The organism is Telluria mixta, from assembly GCF_029223865.1.
Lineage (GTDB): Bacteria > Pseudomonadota > Gammaproteobacteria > Burkholderiales > Burkholderiaceae_D > Telluria > Telluria mixta.
Genome location: NZ_CP119520.1, coordinates 808,933 through 826,973 on the forward strand (window position 1 = coordinate 808,933; position 18,041 = coordinate 826,973).

Annotated in this window: 20 protein-coding genes and 1 pseudogene; 11 read left to right on the plus strand and 10 right to left on the minus strand. The window is 65.7% G+C overall.

From position 1 onward, the window contains the following. The first annotated feature begins 80 nt into the window (after positions 1-80). Positions 81-1,055, plus strand: a complete 975-nt coding sequence (locus P0M04_RS03550; protein WP_259448728.1) for an AbiTii domain-containing protein — start codon at positions 81-83, stop codon at positions 1,053-1,055. A gap of 142 nt (positions 1,056-1,197) precedes the next feature. Here P0M04_RS03550 and P0M04_RS03555 read toward each other — a convergent pair whose 3' ends face one another. The 5 genes and pseudogenes from P0M04_RS03555 to P0M04_RS03575 all read right to left on the minus strand — a co-directional run bounded on the left by P0M04_RS03555 (position 1,198) and on the right by P0M04_RS03575 (position 4,749). After that, on the minus strand, positions 1,198-1,482 hold the full coding sequence (locus tag P0M04_RS03555) for a hypothetical protein (RefSeq protein ID WP_259448727.1): 285 nt from the start codon (positions 1,480-1,482) through the stop codon (positions 1,198-1,200). A 259-nt stretch (positions 1,483-1,741) separates the two neighbouring features. Further along, a complete protein-coding gene (locus P0M04_RS03560; RefSeq protein ID WP_259448726.1) occupies positions 1,742-2,323 on the minus strand; it encodes a TerD family protein in 582 nt (193 codons plus the stop codon). Positions 2,324-2,343: 20 nt separating this feature from the next. Continuing rightward, a complete protein-coding gene (locus P0M04_RS03565) occupies positions 2,344-3,039 on the minus strand; it encodes a TIGR00266 family protein (protein WP_259448725.1) in 696 nt (231 codons plus the stop codon). Between the two features lie 29 nt (positions 3,040-3,068). Further along, positions 3,069-3,643: pseudogene (locus P0M04_RS03570) on the minus strand (TerD family protein). Between the two features lie 35 nt (positions 3,644-3,678). Continuing rightward, positions 3,679-4,749 carry a DUF475 domain-containing protein gene (locus tag P0M04_RS03575; RefSeq protein ID WP_259448723.1) on the minus strand — a complete coding sequence of 357 codons (1,071 nt, stop codon included), beginning with the start codon at positions 4,747-4,749 and terminating at the stop codon, positions 3,679-3,681. 122 nt (positions 4,750-4,871) lie between these two features. Between P0M04_RS03575 and P0M04_RS03580 the strand changes: the two genes are divergently transcribed. Beyond that, a complete protein-coding gene (locus tag P0M04_RS03580; protein WP_259448722.1) occupies positions 4,872-5,783 on the plus strand; it encodes a LysR family transcriptional regulator in 912 nt (303 codons plus the stop codon). A gap of 48 nt (positions 5,784-5,831) precedes the next feature. After that, the gene (locus P0M04_RS03585) at positions 5,832-7,178 is read left to right on the plus strand and encodes a hemolysin family protein (protein WP_259448721.1); all 1,347 of its coding nucleotides are present in this window, start codon (positions 5,832-5,834) and stop codon (positions 7,176-7,178) included. Positions 7,179-7,197: 19 nt separating this feature from the next. On the opposite strand, the gene P0M04_RS03590 is transcribed toward P0M04_RS03585, so the two are convergent. Then, the gene (locus P0M04_RS03590) at positions 7,198-7,461 is read right to left on the minus strand and encodes a TfoX/Sxy family protein (protein ID WP_259448720.1); all 264 of its coding nucleotides are present in this window, start codon (positions 7,459-7,461) and stop codon (positions 7,198-7,200) included. Continuing rightward, positions 7,458-8,297, minus strand: coding sequence for a helix-turn-helix domain-containing protein (locus P0M04_RS03595; RefSeq protein ID WP_259448719.1), 840 nt, complete (start codon positions 8,295-8,297; stop codon positions 7,458-7,460). Before P0M04_RS03595 ends, P0M04_RS03590 begins: the two co-directional genes overlap by 4 nt. 85 nt (positions 8,298-8,382) lie before the next feature. Here P0M04_RS03595 and P0M04_RS03600 point away from each other — a divergent pair, with 85 nt between their 5' ends. Further along, positions 8,383-9,000 carry a glutathione S-transferase family protein gene (locus P0M04_RS03600; protein WP_259448718.1) on the plus strand — a complete coding sequence of 206 codons (618 nt, stop codon included), beginning with the start codon at positions 8,383-8,385 and terminating at the stop codon, positions 8,998-9,000. Here the strand turns inward: P0M04_RS03600 and P0M04_RS03605 are convergent. Both P0M04_RS03605 and P0M04_RS03610 read right to left on the minus strand, forming a co-directional pair. After that, the gene (locus P0M04_RS03605; RefSeq protein WP_259448717.1) at positions 8,933-9,862 is read right to left on the minus strand and encodes a DMT family transporter; all 930 of its coding nucleotides are present in this window, start codon (positions 9,860-9,862) and stop codon (positions 8,933-8,935) included. The genes P0M04_RS03600 and P0M04_RS03605 overlap by 68 nt on opposite strands. Beyond that, the gene (locus P0M04_RS03610; RefSeq protein WP_259448716.1) at positions 9,859-10,887 is read right to left on the minus strand and encodes a redoxin family protein; all 1,029 of its coding nucleotides are present in this window, start codon (positions 10,885-10,887) and stop codon (positions 9,859-9,861) included. Before P0M04_RS03610 ends, P0M04_RS03605 begins: the two co-directional genes overlap by 4 nt. Positions 10,888-10,952: 65 nt before the next feature. On the opposite strand from P0M04_RS03610, the gene pdxR reads away from it, so the two are divergent. The 7 genes from pdxR to P0M04_RS03645 all read left to right on the plus strand — a co-directional run bounded on the left by pdxR (position 10,953) and on the right by P0M04_RS03645 (position 17,133). Beyond that, complete coding sequence (gene pdxR / locus P0M04_RS03615; RefSeq protein ID WP_259448715.1) at positions 10,953-12,338, plus strand: MocR-like pyridoxine biosynthesis transcription factor PdxR; 1,386 nt, start codon at positions 10,953-10,955, stop codon at positions 12,336-12,338. Positions 12,339-12,440: 102 nt separating this feature from the next. Continuing rightward, positions 12,441-12,911, plus strand: a complete 471-nt coding sequence (locus tag P0M04_RS03620) for a nuclear transport factor 2 family protein (RefSeq protein ID WP_259448714.1) — start codon at positions 12,441-12,443, stop codon at positions 12,909-12,911. Between the two features lie 41 nt (positions 12,912-12,952). Further along, positions 12,953-13,978: a sensor histidine kinase gene (locus P0M04_RS03625; RefSeq protein ID WP_259448713.1), complete on the plus strand. Its 1,026-nt coding sequence runs from the start codon at positions 12,953-12,955 to the stop codon at positions 13,976-13,978. Continuing rightward, a complete protein-coding gene (locus P0M04_RS03630) occupies positions 13,975-14,703 on the plus strand; it encodes a LytR/AlgR family response regulator transcription factor (RefSeq protein WP_259448712.1) in 729 nt (242 codons plus the stop codon). The genes P0M04_RS03625 and P0M04_RS03630 overlap by 4 nt, the downstream gene beginning before the upstream one ends. An 11-nt stretch (positions 14,704-14,714) precedes the next feature. Beyond that, positions 14,715-15,830 carry an acyltransferase family protein gene (locus P0M04_RS03635; RefSeq protein WP_259448711.1) on the plus strand — a complete coding sequence of 372 codons (1,116 nt, stop codon included), beginning with the start codon at positions 14,715-14,717 and terminating at the stop codon, positions 15,828-15,830. A gap of 89 nt (positions 15,831-15,919) precedes the next feature. Continuing rightward, the gene (locus tag P0M04_RS03640; RefSeq protein ID WP_259448710.1) at positions 15,920-16,453 is read left to right on the plus strand and encodes a carboxymuconolactone decarboxylase family protein; all 534 of its coding nucleotides are present in this window, start codon (positions 15,920-15,922) and stop codon (positions 16,451-16,453) included. A gap of 14 nt (positions 16,454-16,467) precedes the next feature. Continuing rightward, the gene (locus P0M04_RS03645) at positions 16,468-17,133 is read left to right on the plus strand and encodes a peroxiredoxin-like family protein (RefSeq protein WP_259448709.1); all 666 of its coding nucleotides are present in this window, start codon (positions 16,468-16,470) and stop codon (positions 17,131-17,133) included. Here P0M04_RS03645 and P0M04_RS03650 read toward each other — a convergent pair. Then, positions 17,063-18,007, minus strand: a complete 945-nt coding sequence (locus P0M04_RS03650; RefSeq protein ID WP_259448708.1) for a LysR family transcriptional regulator — start codon at positions 18,005-18,007, stop codon at positions 17,063-17,065. The two genes, P0M04_RS03645 and P0M04_RS03650, sit on opposite strands and share 71 nt — an antisense overlap. Positions 18,008-18,041 lie beyond the last annotated feature (34 nt).

Here is an 18,041-nt window from a genome sequence, read left to right on the forward strand (position 1 = left end):
ATCCGGTAGCAGTCAGCCAAGACCGGTTATAAAACATTTACTCTGATTCAGAGTTTAGGAATATTCTATATAGATAATCAATGAGCCAAGTATCCAATATCACGCCGCAATCTCAAGGAGTGAGGAAGCAATCTCGTTCCCAACACGTGCTTGAGTTGGCTCGAGAACTTCTAGACGATATCGAACTTTCAAGGACTCCACCGGAGAATCTAATTTTGAAAGCATCAAGACTTGCCAGGTGGGTTGGCAATGATGAGATTCGCTTATGGTTAAAAAGGGAAATGGGCGGTTACTATGTTAATTGTGAAACTTCACTTAAATACATGAGTCTAACTGGTCGATGGACCGACAAGGAAAACAAAAGGGGTTATTGGGGTCCATTGGCTCAGCATGAAGCTGCAATATTGGCTGAGAAGTCAAAACTTAGTTCGATGCGCACTCCTGATTCCAGTAGTGATTATGCGCTGGCTGCCATTTCCAGTGTTACAAAGTCGATGTCGTCAACCGCTACTTACATTGCGACTCTTAGTGGAATTCGCACTCGAGTTCTTGCATTGTTGCATGAATTTGTTAGCAATGTCTATTACGAGAAAGAATTTGATAGTCTTGCCGAATCTATTTTTGAAAATTACAAAAAAGAAGTGGATTTGCTGATTTCTCAACATTGTGGCGATGTCTTAGAAAAATTGCCTGCTGTGATGGATAGGTTGAGTGACGGCGACGTCGAGTCCATCACCCACGCAATGACAACTTGTCGACGAATAATCGAATCTTTCGCAGACTCTATTTTCCCGGCATCTGATGAGATAATTGAGATTGGCGGAAATAAACTTAAGCTTGATGCGTCGAAGCACCAGAATAGAATCAATGCATTTATACACCAGCGAACGAACAGTCAGTCCCGCAAGCAAAGACTCCGCCAAAACTTGAGCAATCTTTTCGACCGTGTTTCGTCTGCTGTGCATTCTGAATCAACTGCGGAAGAGGCTCGGGCACTATTTCTAAATACTTATCTTTTGTTAGGCGAGATCCTCCATTTAGATATTCGAAAATAGCATAAATTGCTCTAGCTTTCGCCAAATCTAGACCGACGGCAAGTCTTTTGCCGTCAATGGATACCGGTCGCGATTGAAGGGTGCACGACAGAATGTGGCTGCAAGCTGTCCACGTAGCATTTGCGGTTTTCTCGAATCAGGTTTAGTCATTGATCGAGACACCATGGTGCTCTTGAAGAATACGGATGGCCGCAGTTTGCATCGTTACGGCGGCATTATTTGCGATGGTCCCAGCAATTATTTCATGTTGCAGATCAAAAATATAAGCGTGGATGGCGCGACGTGCAGATGATACGTCGTGCGGCACATCAGATCGTTCGTTCGCGTCACACCAGAAAAGGAACTTTTCGAAGTCTTTATAGCGGCTTTTTAAGGTGAAGGGCGCAAACTGTCCACTAGCTGATAACTCAACCAATTGCGTTATCAACCTTGCTACTTGCTCGGTTCGAACTGGCCAAAGAGAGTCGATAGCAACGTGCCGGCCTATCCCGTTAAACCTCCGCTTACCCGAGCGCTTCAAGTAACACCAGGCGCCAAAATCAGTAGACCGAAAAGCGCCCAAGGTCAAGCAATATTACAAAAAAAGACGGCCTCGCAAGGAGGCCGTTAAAGGGCGTGGGCGCCAAGCCGCCCACGTTGGATCTGCGGACGGAGACTGGTCCGCAGGGACGACAAAAAACGTTACATCAGAGGTGCGGGACGATCAGCGGCATGAGGTCGTCGAACGTACGGCCGGTGCCGTTCTCGCCGATCGCATGCATCTTCCACTCGCCGTTATGGCGGTACAGCTTGGCCATGATCTGGGCCGTGTGCGAGCCTTGCACCGACAGGTCGTAGCGCGCGATCTCCTTGCCGTTGCTCGTATCGAACAGGCGGCAGAACGCGTTCTGGACCGTCGAAAAATTCTGGCCCGTGAAGCTGTTGACGGTGAAGACGAGCGACTTCACGCTCTCCGGCACCGTGCGCAGGTCGACGACGATCTGCTCGTCGTCGCCATCGCCGGCACCCGTGCGGTTATCGCCGGTGTGCGTGATGCTGCCGTCGCGGCTTTTCAGCTGGCGGAACCAGACCACGTCGACCGGGCGGTTCGCTTCGTCGAACAGCACGACGGAGGCGTCCAGGTCGACCGACTGGCTCTTCGCGCCGAAGCCGAAGAAACCGCCGGACTTCGCGACGTCCCAGCCGAGACCCATCGTCACACGGGACAGGGCGCCGCCGGCTTCCTTCTCCAGCGAGATCTTCTGGCCCTTCTGCAGATTGACTGCCATTTGAATTACTCCTTTGATTGTCAGCGTCCGGGCGCCTGCATCCACGCTTTGAACGTGGCGCGGTTGCGCGAACAGACATAAATCTTGCCGCGACCGGAGAAGCGCAGGACGAGGCCCTCGCCGCTGGTCTGGCTGTTGATCAGGTTACCCAGGAAGCCTCCGCTGGTGCCGGTCGTGATCGAGACCTCGTAGTGCAGGGTGCTGTCCCAGGCGACGACGTGCGAGTTGTCGATGATCGCGTCCTTGCCCGGTTCCACGTCCAGCACGTTCATCGAGCCGAAGCCGGAGACGACCACCTGGCCGCTGCCCGATGTCTCGGTCACGAAAAAGCCGCCGCTCTGGGCGAACAGCGCGTTGCCGAGGCTCTGGGTGCGCACGCGCAGGTCGACGCTGGAACTGGCCGCGACGAACGCGCCGTCGCTGATGATGAACTGGTTCGGACCGCAGTCGACCACCTGCATCGCGCCCGGCAGCGTGGGAGACAGCAGGCAGTCGCCGTCGCCGCGGGTCGCTTCGATATGCTGCTGGAAGAACGACTCGCCATTGGCGAAGGTGCGCATCAACGCGCTGCCCAGGCCCCCCTTCATCTTGCCCTTGAGGTCGAGCGTCGATTCCATCATGACCATCGCATCCGATTCGCAGTAGATGGTTTCCCCGCGCTTCATTGACACATGCAGGAAGGGATCGACGTCCCCGGTCACGGTAAACACTGGCATTTGGCTTCCTTTCAGGCCGGCGTTTTAAATTAGACGCTCACGCCATAGTTCTTGGCGAGGGGCCGAGGCCGCCGTTGAAACCCTGGCCCACTGCGCGGAACTTCCAGTCCGCGCCGTTACGATACACCTCGCCGAAGATCATGGCCGATTCGGTCGAACCGTCTTCGGACAGGTCGTAGCGGGCGATCTCGCTGTTGTTGGCCGCGTTGATGCAGCGGATGAACGCCTTGCCGACCATGCCGAAGTTCTGGCGGCGCGTATCGCCTTCGTGGATGGTCACGGCCAGCACGATGCGGTCGACGTCGGCCGGGACCTTGGAGAGGTCGATGCTGAGCGTCTCGTCATCGCCCTCGCCGGCACCGGTGCGGTTGTCGCCGGAGTGCTGCACCGAGCCGTCGGCCGACTTGGCGTTGTTGTAGAAGATGAAGTCGGCATCCGAGCGGACTTTGCCCGACTGGTTCAGCAGGAACGCGACGCCGTCCAGGTCGAACGCGGCGCCATCGGTGGCGCGCACGTCCCAGCCGAGGCCCAGTTTCAGGCTGGACAGGCCCGGTGCTTCCTTCGACAGGTTGACGTTACCGCCTTTTTGCAAGCTGATTGCCATGATGATTCTCCTTCAGGTTAAAAGTACTTCTTCGTTCATTCGACGTGAGCAAGCTCTTTGCCGCCCACACCCAACGCTTCCTGCTTCTTGCGATACCGGATCGACGACCACACCGAGGCACCGATGAAGGCGACACCCGCCAGACCCGTGACCAACTCCGGCACGTGGAACTTCATACTCGCCAGCATGATGAAGGCCAGGATGCCGATCGCGTAGTGAGCGCCGTGCTCCAGGTACACGAACTGGTCGAGCGTGCCCTTTTCCACCAGGTACACCGTGAGCGAACGCACAAACATCGCACCGATCGCCAGGCCCAGCATGATGATCACGACGTCGTTGGTGATGGCGAACGCGCCGATCACGCCGTCGAAGCTGAACGATGCATCCAGCACTTCCAGGTACAGGAAGCCGCCGATACCGCCGCGCTTGACCATCTCGCCGACATCGCCGCCGCCCTCTTCCGACTTCTCGAGCAGGTTCGACAGCACATCCACGCCGACGTAGATCAGGATGCCCCACAGGCCCGAGATCAGCACGACCATCTTCTGGGCTTCCGGCACCAGCGACAGGCTGGCCATCAGGGCACCGATCGCGATCATCACGGCGATCGACGACACCTTGCCGAGCGAGCCGAGCTTCTCTTCGAAGTGGCCGAGCCAGTGGTGTTCCTTCTCTTCATCGAACAGGAAGTTCAGGAAGACCAGCAGCAGGAACATGCCGCCGAATGCCGCCACTTCCGCGTGGTGGTTCGTCAGGTGCATCGAGTACTGCTTCGGATCCTGCAAGGCCATGTTCCACACGTCCATCAGGCCCAGGTCGGCCGCGACGGCGACGATCACGAGCGGGAACAGCAGGCGCATGCCGAACACGGCGATGATGATGCCGACGCCCAGGAACAGCTTTTTCCAGAACTCGTCCCACGTTTTCAGCACGGAGGCGTTGACCACCGCATTGTCGAAGGACAGCGAGACTTCCATCACCGCGAGAATCGCGGCGATACCCATCGCCGTCAGCGCGCCGGCCACACCGGCATGCTCGTAGCCCCACCAGGCCGAGCCCAGCAGGCACAGCGCCGTGACGATGAATGACACCCTAAAATGCTTCATTCTCTTCTCCCCTTTCGGGATGTATGTTGTTGACAAGGCGCAGTGTAGGGGTGATGATCCAATTGAAAAAGCGAAGATAACAAGAGAATCACTTCGAAAAAACCTGCGTTATTCACGTGATAATGAAATCCGACATCAATTTCCGCCACCTGTACTACTTCTGGGTCGTCGCCAACGAAGGGGGCATCACGCGCGCCGCCGAGCGCCTTGGACTCGCCGTGCAGACGGTCAGTTCGCAGTTGACGCTGCTGGAGCAGTCGCTGGGCAAGACGCTGTTCGCGCAGCAGGGCCGGCGCCTCGTGCTGACGGAAGCGGGCCGGCTGGCGCTGGGTTATGCCGACCAGATCTTCTTGCTGGGCGAGCAGATGCAGGAAGCGCTGAACGAGTTCGACAGCGGCCGCACGCGCCTCACGGTGGGCATCTCCGACTCGCTGCCGAAGCTGTCCGCCTACCGCATGCTGGAAGCCGTCACGCGCATGGACCGGCCCGTGCGCATCGTGTGCTACGAAGACCAGTTCGAGGCGCTGCTGGCCGACCTTGCGCTGCACAAGCTCGACGTCGTGCTGACGGACCGCGAAGTGCGCGCCGGCGCGACCCTGAAAGTGTTCAGCCACCAGCTATTCGACAGCGAGATGGTCGTCGTCGGCACGCCCGCGCTCGCGCAGCGCTACGGCGCGGGCGACGAGTTCCCGCAGAACCTGAACGGCGCGCCATTCCTGCTGCCGGCACGTAATAATGCCCTGCGCGGCAAGATCGACGAATGGTTCGTGCAGCACCACGTGCGGCCCGACGTGGTCGGGGAGTTCGAGGACAACGCCCTGCTCAACACGTTCGGCCGCCGCGGCCTGGGCCTGTTCTTCGCGCCGGCCGCGCTGGCGGACGACGTCGCCGAGCAGTTCGGCGCGGTGCGGGTCGGATCGGTGCCGACGGTGCGCGAGCAGTTCTACATGATCTCGAGCGACCGCAAGATCATGCACCCGGCGGTCGAGGCCATCCTGGCGGGATCGCGAAAATCGACGCACCCGGCGGCCTGACCGTTACAATGCAGCTCGGCTTTTGCCTTTCGAGTAAACATACCTTCTATGCAAAACGTATTGCTCGTCGTTCTCGCGCTGCTGCTGGTGGTGCTGAACGGCTTCTTCGTGGCGGCCGAATTCGGCATCGTCACCCTGCGCAAGACCCGCGTGCGCGCCATCGCCAAAACGGGCGGCCTGCGCGGACGCATCCTCTACAAGGTCCACAGCCAGCTCGACGCTTATCTGTCGGCCTGCCAGCTGGGCATCACGCTCGCGTCGCTGGGCCTGGGCTGGGTCGGCGAACCGGCGTTCGCGAACCTGCTGGAACCCGTATTCTCGCTGGTCGGCGTCACGAGCCCGCAGATCATCCACGGCGTGTCGTTCGTCGTCGCGTTCAGCGTGATCTCGTTCCTGCACATCGTCGTGGGCGAGCTGGCGCCGAAGTCGCTGGCGATCCGCGTGCCGGAAGCGGTGGGCCTGTGGAGCGCCGTGCCGCTGTACGGCTTCTACTGGGCGATGTACCCGGCCATCTGGCTCCTCAACGAAAGCGCCAACCTCGTGCTGCGCGTCGCGGGCCTGTCCGGCGTGGGCGGCCACGAGACGCACTACTCGAACGACGAACTCAAATTGATCCTGCGCACGAACACGGGCACGCCGGGCGAGCGCTTCACGCACGACGAGCGCCACATCCTCGCGCAGTCGCTGGAGTTTGCCCAGCACACGGTCGCGGACCTGATGCGCCCGATTAACGAGGTGAGCGCGCTGTACGCGAGCCGCTCGCTCGAGCAGAATCTCGACACGATGCGCCGCAACCGCTTTTCGCGCTATCCGTATTTCGACGAGGACGGCGAGGAAGTGCTGGGCGTGATCCACCTGAAGGACCTGTTCTTCGCGGAGCAGTCGGGCAAGGACGTCGACGACCTGACGGAATACCTGCGCCCCGTCGATCTGATCTCGGCACGCACGCCTGCGATCGAACTGTTCCGCCGCTTCCGCGGCGGCGCCCCGCACTTCGCGCTGATCGGCGAAAAGGGCAAGCGCCCCGTCGGCTTCATCACGCTGGACAACCTGCTGGGCGCCATCGTGGGCGAGATCCGCGACGAATTCCGCCTCAACGAAAACGACTGGCTGCCGCAGGGCGACGGCACGTTTATCGGCAAGGCGAGCCTGCCGATCGTCTCGCTCGAACGCGTGCTCGGCATCGACATCAACAACGAAGAGATGGGGCTGGACGAGGTCGAATCCGTCGGCGGGTTGTTGATGGCCAAGCTGGGGGATATTCCCAAGCAGGGGCAGCGGATCGAGTTTCCGAAGTTCGACGTCGTCGTCAAGAAGACGAACGGGCCACGCATCCTGCTCGTGAAAGTCATTCCGCAGCTGGAGCGCGGGGCGGATGAGGATGACCTGGACTGAGAATGTCCAACAATATTTGCTAACCGATCGACTCGGCTTGATCGAGAGCGATCAATAAGCGCGCTCTGTCGACTTTGGCAACGTCTTTCCAATGTCGGCCAGTCAGCGCGCCTTCCAAGGCCCACAGCAGATTCAGGCTGGCCGGCTGGCCAACTCGCTTCACGGCTATAAACGCTTGCACCGAGCCGGCTGCTCGCAAGTGCTCTACGGTCGTGATGCCCGCACACGCGAGCATGTCCACGGATTTTGGCCCAAGGCCCGCCAAGTCTTGTAGTCGCATCATTCCGTGACTCCTGCCGGCCCTCCCGCCTGCCGCGCTTCCTCCCGATACCGTCCCGGCGACTTGCCCACGAGCCGCCGGAAGTCCGACGTGAAGTGCGCCTGGTCGAAATACCCGAGCCCCTGCGCCAGCGCAGCCAGGTCGACGTCGGCGCCTTGCGCCAAGCGATCCGCCGCTTCGTGCAACCGAAACCGCCGGATCACCCATTTCGGACTCACACCCACGTACTCGCTGAACAGCTGCTGCAGGCTGCGCACGCCCATCTGGGCCGTCGCGGCCAGCTCCTCCACCTGCGTCAGCCCGGGCGTCGATTCCACCGCACGCAGGATGGCGGCGATCCGGTCGACCTGAGGATCGGGCGCAGGCAGCACGGAACGCAGCAGCGCCCCCGCCGCCTCGACCATCGCGGCATCGTCCGCCGTATCCAGCACGGCGTCTTGCGCCGCTGCCTCGTCCCACGGAAAGACGTCGGACAAGGACAGCACCTTGTCCGTGATCGTGTGCAGCGGCCGGCCCAGCAAACCGCGGAAGGCGCCGGCGCGGAAACGCAGGCCGCATACCTTGCCCGCGTCCTTCAATTCGTAATCGAACGAGCCCGTCGTCAGGCCCCAGATGCCCGTGCGGGCGCGGTCGAACACGACGTGCACGCACGGGTAAGGCAAGGTGCGTTGCGTGTGCGGCGGGCGTCCCTGCAGATCCCACTCGACGATCCAGTAATGGTCGAGGAACGGCGCCAGATCGGGCGGCGGCAGGTAGCGGCCGAGCCGGAACATCTTGCCGGCGAGGGCCGGCGCGACCACGCCCTTGGCGCGGTCCGTGACGGTGGGAAGATTGCTCATCGGAGGATTCTAGCATTCGCGTTTTTCCAAGACCGCGAAGGCCCGTGCGCCTACTCTGTCGTCTCACCGCCATCACGAGGACCCCATGAACCTGACCCTGTTCCACGCTCCGAATTCGCGCTCCGGCGCCGCCCGCATCCTGCTCGAAGAACTCGGCGCGCCCTACGACCTGCATGTGCTGAACCTCAAGAAGAACGAGCAGCGCGCGCCGGACTACCTGGCCGTCAACCCGATGGGCAAGGTCCCCGCCATCCGCCACGGTGACGCCCTCGTCACGGAGCAGCCGGCCGTCTTCATCTACCTGGCCGACCTGTTCCCGGAAGCCGGCCTCGCGCCTGCGCTGGCCGATCCGCTGCGCGGTCCTTACCTGCGCTGGCTCGCGTTCTACGGCTCGGCGTTCGAGCCGGCGATCACCGACCTCGCCATGAAGCGCGAGCCCACGCCGCCGATGATGTGCCCGTACGGCGACTTCGACACGATGCTCGCCACCCTGACGGCCCAGTTGCGTGCGGGGCCGTACCTGCTGGGCGAACGCTTCTCCGCCGCCGACGTCCTGTGGGGCATCTCGCTCGGCTGGGCCACGATGTTCAAGCTGGTGCCCGAGCTGCCCGAGATCATGGCCTACATGGACCGCGTCAGTTCGCGTCCGGCCGCGCGCCGCGCTGCGGAAGCGGATGCGCTGCTCGCGGCCGCGCAGGGTTGATCAGGCTAGTGGCCAGCGCCGTCCCCAGCACGATCAGGACGCTGCCGGCCGCCATCGCGTTCGTCAACGTCTCGCCGAGGAACAGCACGCCCCACAGCACGCCGAACGCGGGCACGAGGAACGGCACGGCCATCGTCTTCGCCGCGCCCACGCGGGCGATCAGGCGGAAGAACAGCACGTACGCAAGCGCCGTGCAGAGCGCGCCGAGGCACAGCAGCGCGCCCCACGCCCGCGCCGACGGGAACGTCGCCGGATGCAGCGCCAGCGCGGCCGGTGCCAGCATGAGCGCGGCGGCCAGCTGGCTGCCCGCGGCGACGGCCAGCGGCGGCACTCCTGTCAGATAACGCTTGCTGAAGTGGGCGGAAAACGCATACAGCATCGTCGCCGCCACGCATGCCAGCACCGCCCATCCGGTCTTGACATCGCCTGCGCCGGACTTGAAGCCAGCGTTTTCCGCTGCGAGCCACACTACCCCGCAGAAGCCGAGCGCGAGCCCGGCGGCGCGCGTGCGGCCGATCGCCTCGCCCAGCCACACACGCCCGATGACGGCCGCATACAGCGGCGTGGCCGCGTTGAAGATGGCGGACAGGCTCGCGTTGATGCCCAGCGCCGCCAGCGCGAACAGCACGAACGGCAGCGCGGAATTCGTCAGGCCCACGAGCAGCACCGGCTTCCAGTGCCGGCACAGTACACGCCAGTCGCCAGCGAGCAGCGGCAGCAACAGCGCGGCGGCGATGGCGGCGCGGGCACCCGCCAGCGTCATGGCGCCGAATTCGCCGGCGCAGACGCGCATGAACAAATACGATGCGCCCCACAGCGCGGCCAGCATCGTCAGGCAGGCAAGATCGCTCTTCTTCATCATCGCCCCCTCACCGCGTGCAGCGCGGCGTCGAGCCCGCGCTCCTCCGGCCCCAGCACGCGCGCCACGCGGCCATCCGCATCGAGCAGCACGATGCTCGGGATCGCGCGGATGCCGAAGGCGGCGAACGCGGCGCCGTCGCGGTCGAGCGCCAGTGGCGGCGTGCCGGGATGCGCCCTGGCGTAGGCCGCCAGTTCGGCGGCCGACGTCCACAACGGCGCGGCCACGGCCAGCCAGTCCACGCCGCCCTCCTTCATGAGCCGCGTGGCGTCCTCGCGCACACGCCGGCAGGCCCGCGCGGTGGCGGGACGGCTCTCGCGCAGGTAGGTCTCGCACCACGGCGAAAAGAACACGAGCGCGCGCGGCTTGCCGGCCGCGCCGGCAGGGAGATCGAGGCCCGCCACCTTGTCGCCGACACGGAACACGCGCGCAGCCTGCGCTTGCGGCGCCAGCGCGACCGGTTGCGCCGGCGCCGCCGCGGCCTTGTCGAGTGCTGCATGCAGCGCCGCATCGTCGAGATGGCCCACGTACGCGATGCGGCCATCGGCGCCGATCAGCACATGCTGTGGCGTCACGCGCAGGTTCAGGCGACGTCCCAGGCTGCCGTCGTCGAGCGCGATCGGCATCGTGAGGCCGTGGCGCGTGCGGTAGGCGCGCACGTCGGCCTCGGTGTCGCTGAAGCCCGCATTGACTCCTATGACGTCGATGCGCTTGCCGTACTGCCGGTGGATGCGTTCGAAACCCGGCATCTGCTGCAGGCACGGTGCACACCACGTGGCCCAGAATTTCAAATAGACGGGCTTCCGGCCGTAGCGGCTGGCGAGGTCGAAGGTGCCGCCGTCGAGCGTGCGCAGGACGGCGGCGGGTGCCGGCTGGCCGATCAGCGGCTGGCCGGCGTGCGCGGCGCGGGTGGCGCCGTCGTCCGCGGCACCGCAGGTCGCGCAGGTGAACAGCGCGGTCGCGAAGGCGGCGATGAGGTGGATGAGGGTCATGGGATCCTTCAGGGTGACGGTGGATGAGGCTTTCATCGTAGTTACCGTTTGGATCAGGCAAAAGACGCAAGAATTGCATGAATCCCTGTACCATTCAGCGCATGGACCTTTCGATAAACATCGACCGTGCCGCGCGCACGCCCGTCGCCGGCCAGATCGCCGCCGCGATCGGCGCCGCCATCCACGACGGCCGCCTGTCTCCCGGTGCCCGGCTGCCGTCCTGGCACGACCTGGCCGTGCAGTTGGGCGTCGCGCGCGGCACGGTGCGCGCCGCCTACGACAGCCTGCGCGACCAGCAGCTCATCGTCACTGCCGGCGCGGCCGGCACGCGCGTGGCGCGGCAGGCAGTGCGTGCGGGCACCGCGCCGGAACGCCCGGCAGCGCCGCAGGATGTTGCTATGCGGCGCCTCGCCGCACCGGTCCCGTTCCAGGTCGGCGTGCCGGGCCAGGACGTGTTCCCGTTCAAGACGTGGTCGCGCATCATGGGACGCGCCGCGCGCGCGGCGGCCGCGCAGCCTCTGAGGTATCCCGATCCGCGCGGCGAACCCGTGCTGCGCGCCGCCATCGCGGCCTACCTCGGCATCGCGCGCGGCATCGCGTGTCACCCGTCGCAGGTGTTCGTCGCGAACGGCCATGCCGCCGCGCTCGGCCTCGCGCTGCGCGCGCTGCGGCTGGAAGGACGCACCGCGTGGGTCGAGGATCCCGGCTATGCATCGGCGCGCGCCGTGCTCGCGCAATATAGCGTGACGCCGTCTCCGGTGCCCGTCGATGCGGAGGGGCTCGATGTGGCGGCGGGCATCGCGTCGGCACCCGACGCGGCGCTGGCCGTCGTCACGCCGGGGCAGCAGGCGCCGCTGGGCATGACGTTGTCGCTGGCGCGCCGGCATGCGCTGCTCGACTGGGCCGCGGCGCGCGGCGCCTGGATCGTCGAGGACGACTACCTCGGCGAGCTGCAACTGCAAGCCCGTGCGACGCCCGCGCTGGCGGCGCACGACCATGCCGGCCGCGTGCTGCACATCGGGACCTTCAGCAAGACGATCGCCCCGGCGCTGCGCGTCGCCTTCCTCGTCGTCCCGCCCGCGCTGGCGCCGGCCGTCGCCGACGTGGCCGATGCCGCCGCGGCGGCGCCCGCACCCGCGATCCAGTTCGCCATCGAGGAATTCCTGCGCGGCGGCCACTACCTGCGCCACCTGCGCCACATGAAGCGCGTGTATGCGGAGCGTCGCGCCGCGCTGTGCGCCTGCCTGCGCGATCTCGGCCTGGCACACGCGGAGGCCGGCCTGTCCGTGCTGCTGCCGCTGGCGGAGGGCGTCGACGATGCCGAGCTGGCCGCGCGGGCGCGCACGGCGGGCCTCGCGCCATCCGCCCTGTCGTGGTGGCGCGCGCGCAAGGATGATGCGCCCGGCGGCCTGCTGCTGGGCGTGACCAACGTGCCGCCCGAGCGTGCCCAAGCCGCGTGCGCGGCACTTGTCGCGCTGCTGCGCTGAGCGGTCACCGGTTTGCCGCACGGCGCGCACGGTCCGGCGCAACGTGCTGGCCCGCGCGTGCGGACACTCCTATCGTAGTGTCTTTCCATATCGGGAGCCGCCATGCGCGCCTTGTTCTCTCTCCTCCTTGCCCTCTGCCTCGCCGCTCCTGCACATGCGGCCAATGCCGAAGACGCGGCCATCCGCCAGCTCGTGCAGCAATTCCAGACCGCCATCGTCGCGCACGACGGCAAGACGCTCGGTTCGCTGTTCGTGCAGGAAGGCGGCAGCTGGTGGTCCGTGCTGGACGAACCGACGTATGCGGCGGCAAAAGCGCGCAATCCGGCCGCGCAGCGCCTGCAGTCGTCGACATGGCAGGAGTTCTCCGAATTCGTCACGCACAGCGCCAGGCCGGTCGAGGAACGCTTCTACGACGTACGCGTCCGCGCGAACGGCACCGTCGCCTCCGTGTGGTTCGATTTCGACTTCCTCGCCGACGGCAAGGTCACGAACCGCGGCAGCGAAACGTGGCAGCTCGTGCGCACGGACGACGGCTGGAAAATTGTCGCGATGCTGTATTCCGTCCACCAGTGACGCGGGCTAGAATGGCCGATCCGTCAACACACCACGCCGCCGTGAAAGAAGACACCCCGCTCCTCGTCCCCGTCCTCGCCGCCCTGCCGGTGTTCGCGTGCATGGTGATCCTCGGCCTGCCCGCGCTGGGCCACGGTTACGCGCCCATGTTTCGCGCGCTGTTCTTCGTCGCGTGCGCCGCCTGGACGATGCCGCTGGTCCTGCTGCAGCGCGCCCTGTGGCGCCAGGGCCGCGCGTGGTGGACGATGACGCTCGTCCTGCTCGCCGCGTCTTACGCGATGGCGGTCGTGAACTCGCTGCTGGGCCAGTGGCTGTCGATCGCGCTCGGGCTGGAGACGGGCTACCACTGGGGTGAGCTCGTACGGGGCCTGGACGGCTGCTGGCTCGCGCTGGTCGCGTTCTGCGCGATGCATGCGGTGGCCGTGTACTACCTGTCGCTGCAGCGCACCCGGCTGCGCCTCGCGCAGGCGCTCGCCGACGCGCGCGACGCGGAACTGCGCGCGCTGCGCCTGCAGGTCAATCCGCACTTCCTCTTCAATACGCTGAACGCCGTTTCGGCCCTCGTCGCGGCCGGCGCGAACCGCGACGCGAACCGCATGCTCGCCCGCGTGTCCGATTTTCTGCGCGCGACGCTGGCGCACGACGGCCGTCACGAGCACACGCTGGCCGAGGAACTGGCGCTGACGGAAGCCTATCTCGACATCGAAAAGGCCCGCCTCGGCGAACGCCTGCAGCTGGCGATGCACGCGGGACCCGACCTGCTCGATGCCGCCGTGCCCTACCTGATGCTGCAACCGCTCGTCGAGAACGCCGTCCGCCACGGCATCGCGCCCATGGCCGCCCCGGGCCGTATCGACATCCGCGTCGACCGCGCCGACGACCGCCTGTGCGTGGACGTGCGCAACGACGGCGCGCGGCCGTCGCAAGCCGGCGGCGGCATCGGCCTGGCCAACGTGGCGAACCGGCTGCGCCATCTGTACGGCGACGCCCAGCGGGTCGACGCGGGCTGGCGCGATGACGGCCGCTTCCACGTGTCGCTGACGTTGCCTTTGCGGGTGGCGGCATGATGCGCGTCGCGATCGTCGACGACGAACCGCTGGCCCGGCTCGCCGTGAAGGCGAGACTGGCGCGCCACGCGGACCTGGAACTGGTGGCGGAATACGGCGACGGCGACACGGCCGCCGCGGGCCTCGCCGCCATCCGGCCCGACCTCGTGTTCGTGGACGTCGAGATGCCCGGCAAGAACGGCCTCGACATGCTGGCGTCCCTGCCCCGCCCCGAGCGCCCGCTGGCGATCCTGCTCACGGCCCACGACAGCTTCGCCGTGCGCGCGTTCGACCTCGCCGCCCTCGACTACCTGCTGAAACCCGTCGACGACGACCGCCTGGACGACGCGCTGGACCGCGCCCGCACGGCCTTCGCGCACCTGCGCCCCGCCGCGCCGGCCGCGTGGACGCGCAGCTTCACGGTGCGCGTGGGCAGCCGCACGGTCATCGTCGACGCGGCCGACGTCGAGCGCATCGAGGCCGACGGCGACTACGCCACCCTGCACGCGGGCGGCAGGACGTACCTCGTGCGCGAGCCGCTGCAGGCATTGGCCCGGCGGCTCGACCCGGCCCGGTTCCAGCGTGTGCACCGATCCAGCATCGTGCGCCTGGACGTCGTCGCCGAACTGCGCGCACTGACGAACCGCGACGCCTTGCTGCGCCTGCGCGACGGCACCTTGCTGCGCGCGAGCCGCACCTACATGCCTGCGCTGACGCAGGCGCTGACCCTTCATACGCATCCATGATCCACTCTGCCTTGACTTCCCGCCTGCGCGGCCTCGACCTGCTGCGCGCCGCCGCCATCCTCCTCGTCCTGATGAGCCATTACATGGGCTTCGTCAGCCACGCACCCACGTTCGGCGTCGTCGGCAAGGTCGGCTGGGCCGGCGTCGACCTGTTCTTCGTGCTGAGCGGCTACCTGATCGGCAACCAGCTGCTGGCGCCCGCCGCTCGGGGCGAACCGCTGTCGCTGAAGGCCTTCTTCGTACGTCGGCTGCTGCGCACGCTGCCCAATTACTACGTCGTGCTGGCCGTGTACTGGCTGTTCCCCGGTCCGCCGCTCGGCGGTTCGAGCATGGCGGAGCCGTGGCGCTTCCTGACGTTCACGCAGAACTTCGGGCTCGCCTACGGCCAGACGTTCACGCATTCCTGGTCGCTGTGCATCGAGGAGCAGTTTTATCTGCTGCTGCCCCTCGTCGTGCTGGCGCTGGCGCGCCTCGGCTTTCCCGTGCGGCTGGCCTGGGGCCTGCTGGTGGGCGGTATCGTCGCGGGCATGGCCACACGCGCCGCGGCATACGCGCTGAACGGGCACGACGCCTTCTCGGCCGAGGTCTATTACTCGAGCTTCTGCCGCGCCGACGAACTGCTGCCCGGCGTCGCCATCGCCCTGCTGCGCAACTTCCATCCGCACGCGTTCGAGCGCCTGCTGCGCCACGCGAACGCGTTATGCGCGGCGGGCCTCGCGCTGAGCGTCGGCATCCTGACCTGCATCCACCTCGACTGGCCGACGACGCCCGTCACGTCCACGTTCGGCTTTTCGCTGCTGTCGATCGGCTTTGCGCTGCTGACCTGCGCGGCGCTGTCCCCGGCCTGCATCCTGAACCGCATCGACATCCCCGGCGCGTCGCAGCTCGCGCTGTGGTCGTACGCCGTCTACCTCGTGCACAAGCCCGTGTTCATGGCGCTGCGGCCGCACATCGAGCGCCTGCACATCGATGCGGGCGCGCCCGCGGCCGTCGTCGCCGTCATGGGGGCGGGCATCGCCGGCGGCTGGGTGCTGTACCGCTGCGTGGAGACGCCGTTCATGTGGCTGCGGGCACGGTGGACGGCGGGCGCCCGTCCGGCGCGGCTGGTTCCCCTGTCCGCGGAATAAATGGTATGCCCGCCCGGCGGCTACTGCGCGCCGGGCGCAACGCGCATAGTCGATCCCGTTGCACCACTCAACCACAACGAGGATAGACCATGACAACCTTTACCGTTCCCACCGCAGCATCCGTTTCCCCGGCCAACCGCGCCATCTTCGAACAGCTCGAGAAAAAGCTGGGCATGGTGCCCAACCTGTATGCCACGCTCGCCCATTCCGACCATGCGCTCGGCAACTACCTCACTCTGCAAAACGGCAAAAGCTCGCTGAGCGCGAAGGAGCGTGAAGTCGTCAACCTGGTCGTCAGCCAGGTCAACGAGTGCGCCTACTGCCTCGCGGCCCACACCGTCATCGGCGGCATGGTCGGCTTCACCTCCGACCAGATCATCGAGATCCGCAAGGGCGGCGCGTCGTTCGACGAGCGGCTCGATGCGCTGGCCCGTCTGGCCGCCGACATCACGCGCAACCGCGGCCGCGCCGCACCCGCCGCCGTGGACGCGTTCATCGCGGCCGGCTACGACGCGGGCCATCTGGTGGACGTCGTGATGGTCGTCGGCGACAAGATCATCACGAACTACCTGCATGCGCTGACGAACGTGCCCGTCGATTTCCCGGCCGCGCCGGCACTGTGAGCGAGGAGACCGTCATGACGCTGCAAGCCAGACTCGATGCCTTCAAGGCCGACTTCAAGGCCGGCAAGGCGCCGTACTTCGCCCCGCCGGAGATCCACCCGATCATGGAACGCGCCACTGCCGAACTGATCGCCTCCGGCCAGGCCGGCCGGGCGCTCAAGGCGGGCGACCGCGCGCCCGCATTCACCCTCCCCGACCCGGACGGCAAGCCGGTATCGTCGGCCGACCTGCTGGCCGCCGGTCCCCTGGTCATGAGCTTCTATCGCGGCGTGTGGTGCCCGTACTGCAATCTCGAACTGCAGGCACTGGAAGAAACGCTGCCGCGGTTCCGGGAACTGGGCGCATCGCTCGTCGCCATCTCGCCGCAGACGGCCGCCAACAGTCGCAAGTCGCTGCGCCAGAACGGGCTGTCGTTTCCGATTTTGAGCGACGGCGGCAACGAGGTCGCGGCCGCGTTCGGCCTGCGCTTCGCGCTGCCGGACTATCTCGTCGAGTTGTACAGGCAGCTCAAGAACGACCTGCCCGCGTTCAACGGCGACCCGGGATGGACGCTGCCCATGCCGGCCCGCTACGTGATCGGCCGCGACGGGATCATCGCCTACGCCGAGGTCAATCCGGACTATACGCAGCGGCCGGAGCCGGAGAATCTGCTGCCGGTACTGGAGCGTCTGTCTGCATGATGTCCTGGACGAAGGCGGCGAACGCGCGCGCCTTCGCGCTGGACAGGCGGCCCGACGGATACACCGCCCACAGGGCTATCGTGGGCAGGGTCCAGTCGGTGAGGATGGCGGTCACGTCGCCGCGCGCCAGTTCGGGCCCGAACATCCACTCGGACGCGACGGCGATGCCCATGTCCGCGCACACGGCCGCGCGCACGCCTTCCGCCGCGCTCACGCGCAGCCGGCCGCCGACCGCGACCGACAGTTCCGTGTCGCCGCGCCGGAACGACCAGCTGCCGCCCGCGCCGATGTCCTGCAAATACGTCACGGTGTCGTGCCGCGCGAGGTCGGCCGGGGTCGCGGGAACGCCGCGTTCGGCCAGGTAGCGCGGGGTCGCCACGACGACGCGGCGGCCAGTAGCGAGGCGGCGCGCCGTCATCGACGAGTCGCCCAGGTCGCCCATGCGCAGGGCGACGTCGATGCCGTGCTCCAGCAGGTCGATGTTGCGGTCGTCCAGCACGACGTCGACGTCGAGCGCCGGATGCGCGTCCAGGAAGCGCTTCAGGTGCGGGATCACGTGCAGGCGCGCGAACGTCACTGCGGCGCATACGCGCAGCCGGCCGGCGAGTTCGGCGCCCGCGCCGCGCGCCGCGCTGTCGGCTTCGTCGGCCAGGGCGATGGCGCGCAAGGCCGCCTCGTAATACGCCTGGCCGGCTTCCGTCGGCGTCAGGCCGCGCGTGGAGCGCAACAGCAATCGTGTCTGCAAATGGTCTTCCAGTTGCGCGACCGCTTTCGACACGGCCGGCTGGCCGACACCCAGCCGCCGCGCCGCGCCGGAAAACGAACCGGTTTCCACGGTACGGACAAAGGTTTCCATCAGCGCCAGTCGGTCCATCGGCACGTTTCGCAAAAGGTTCGGGACCTTCATT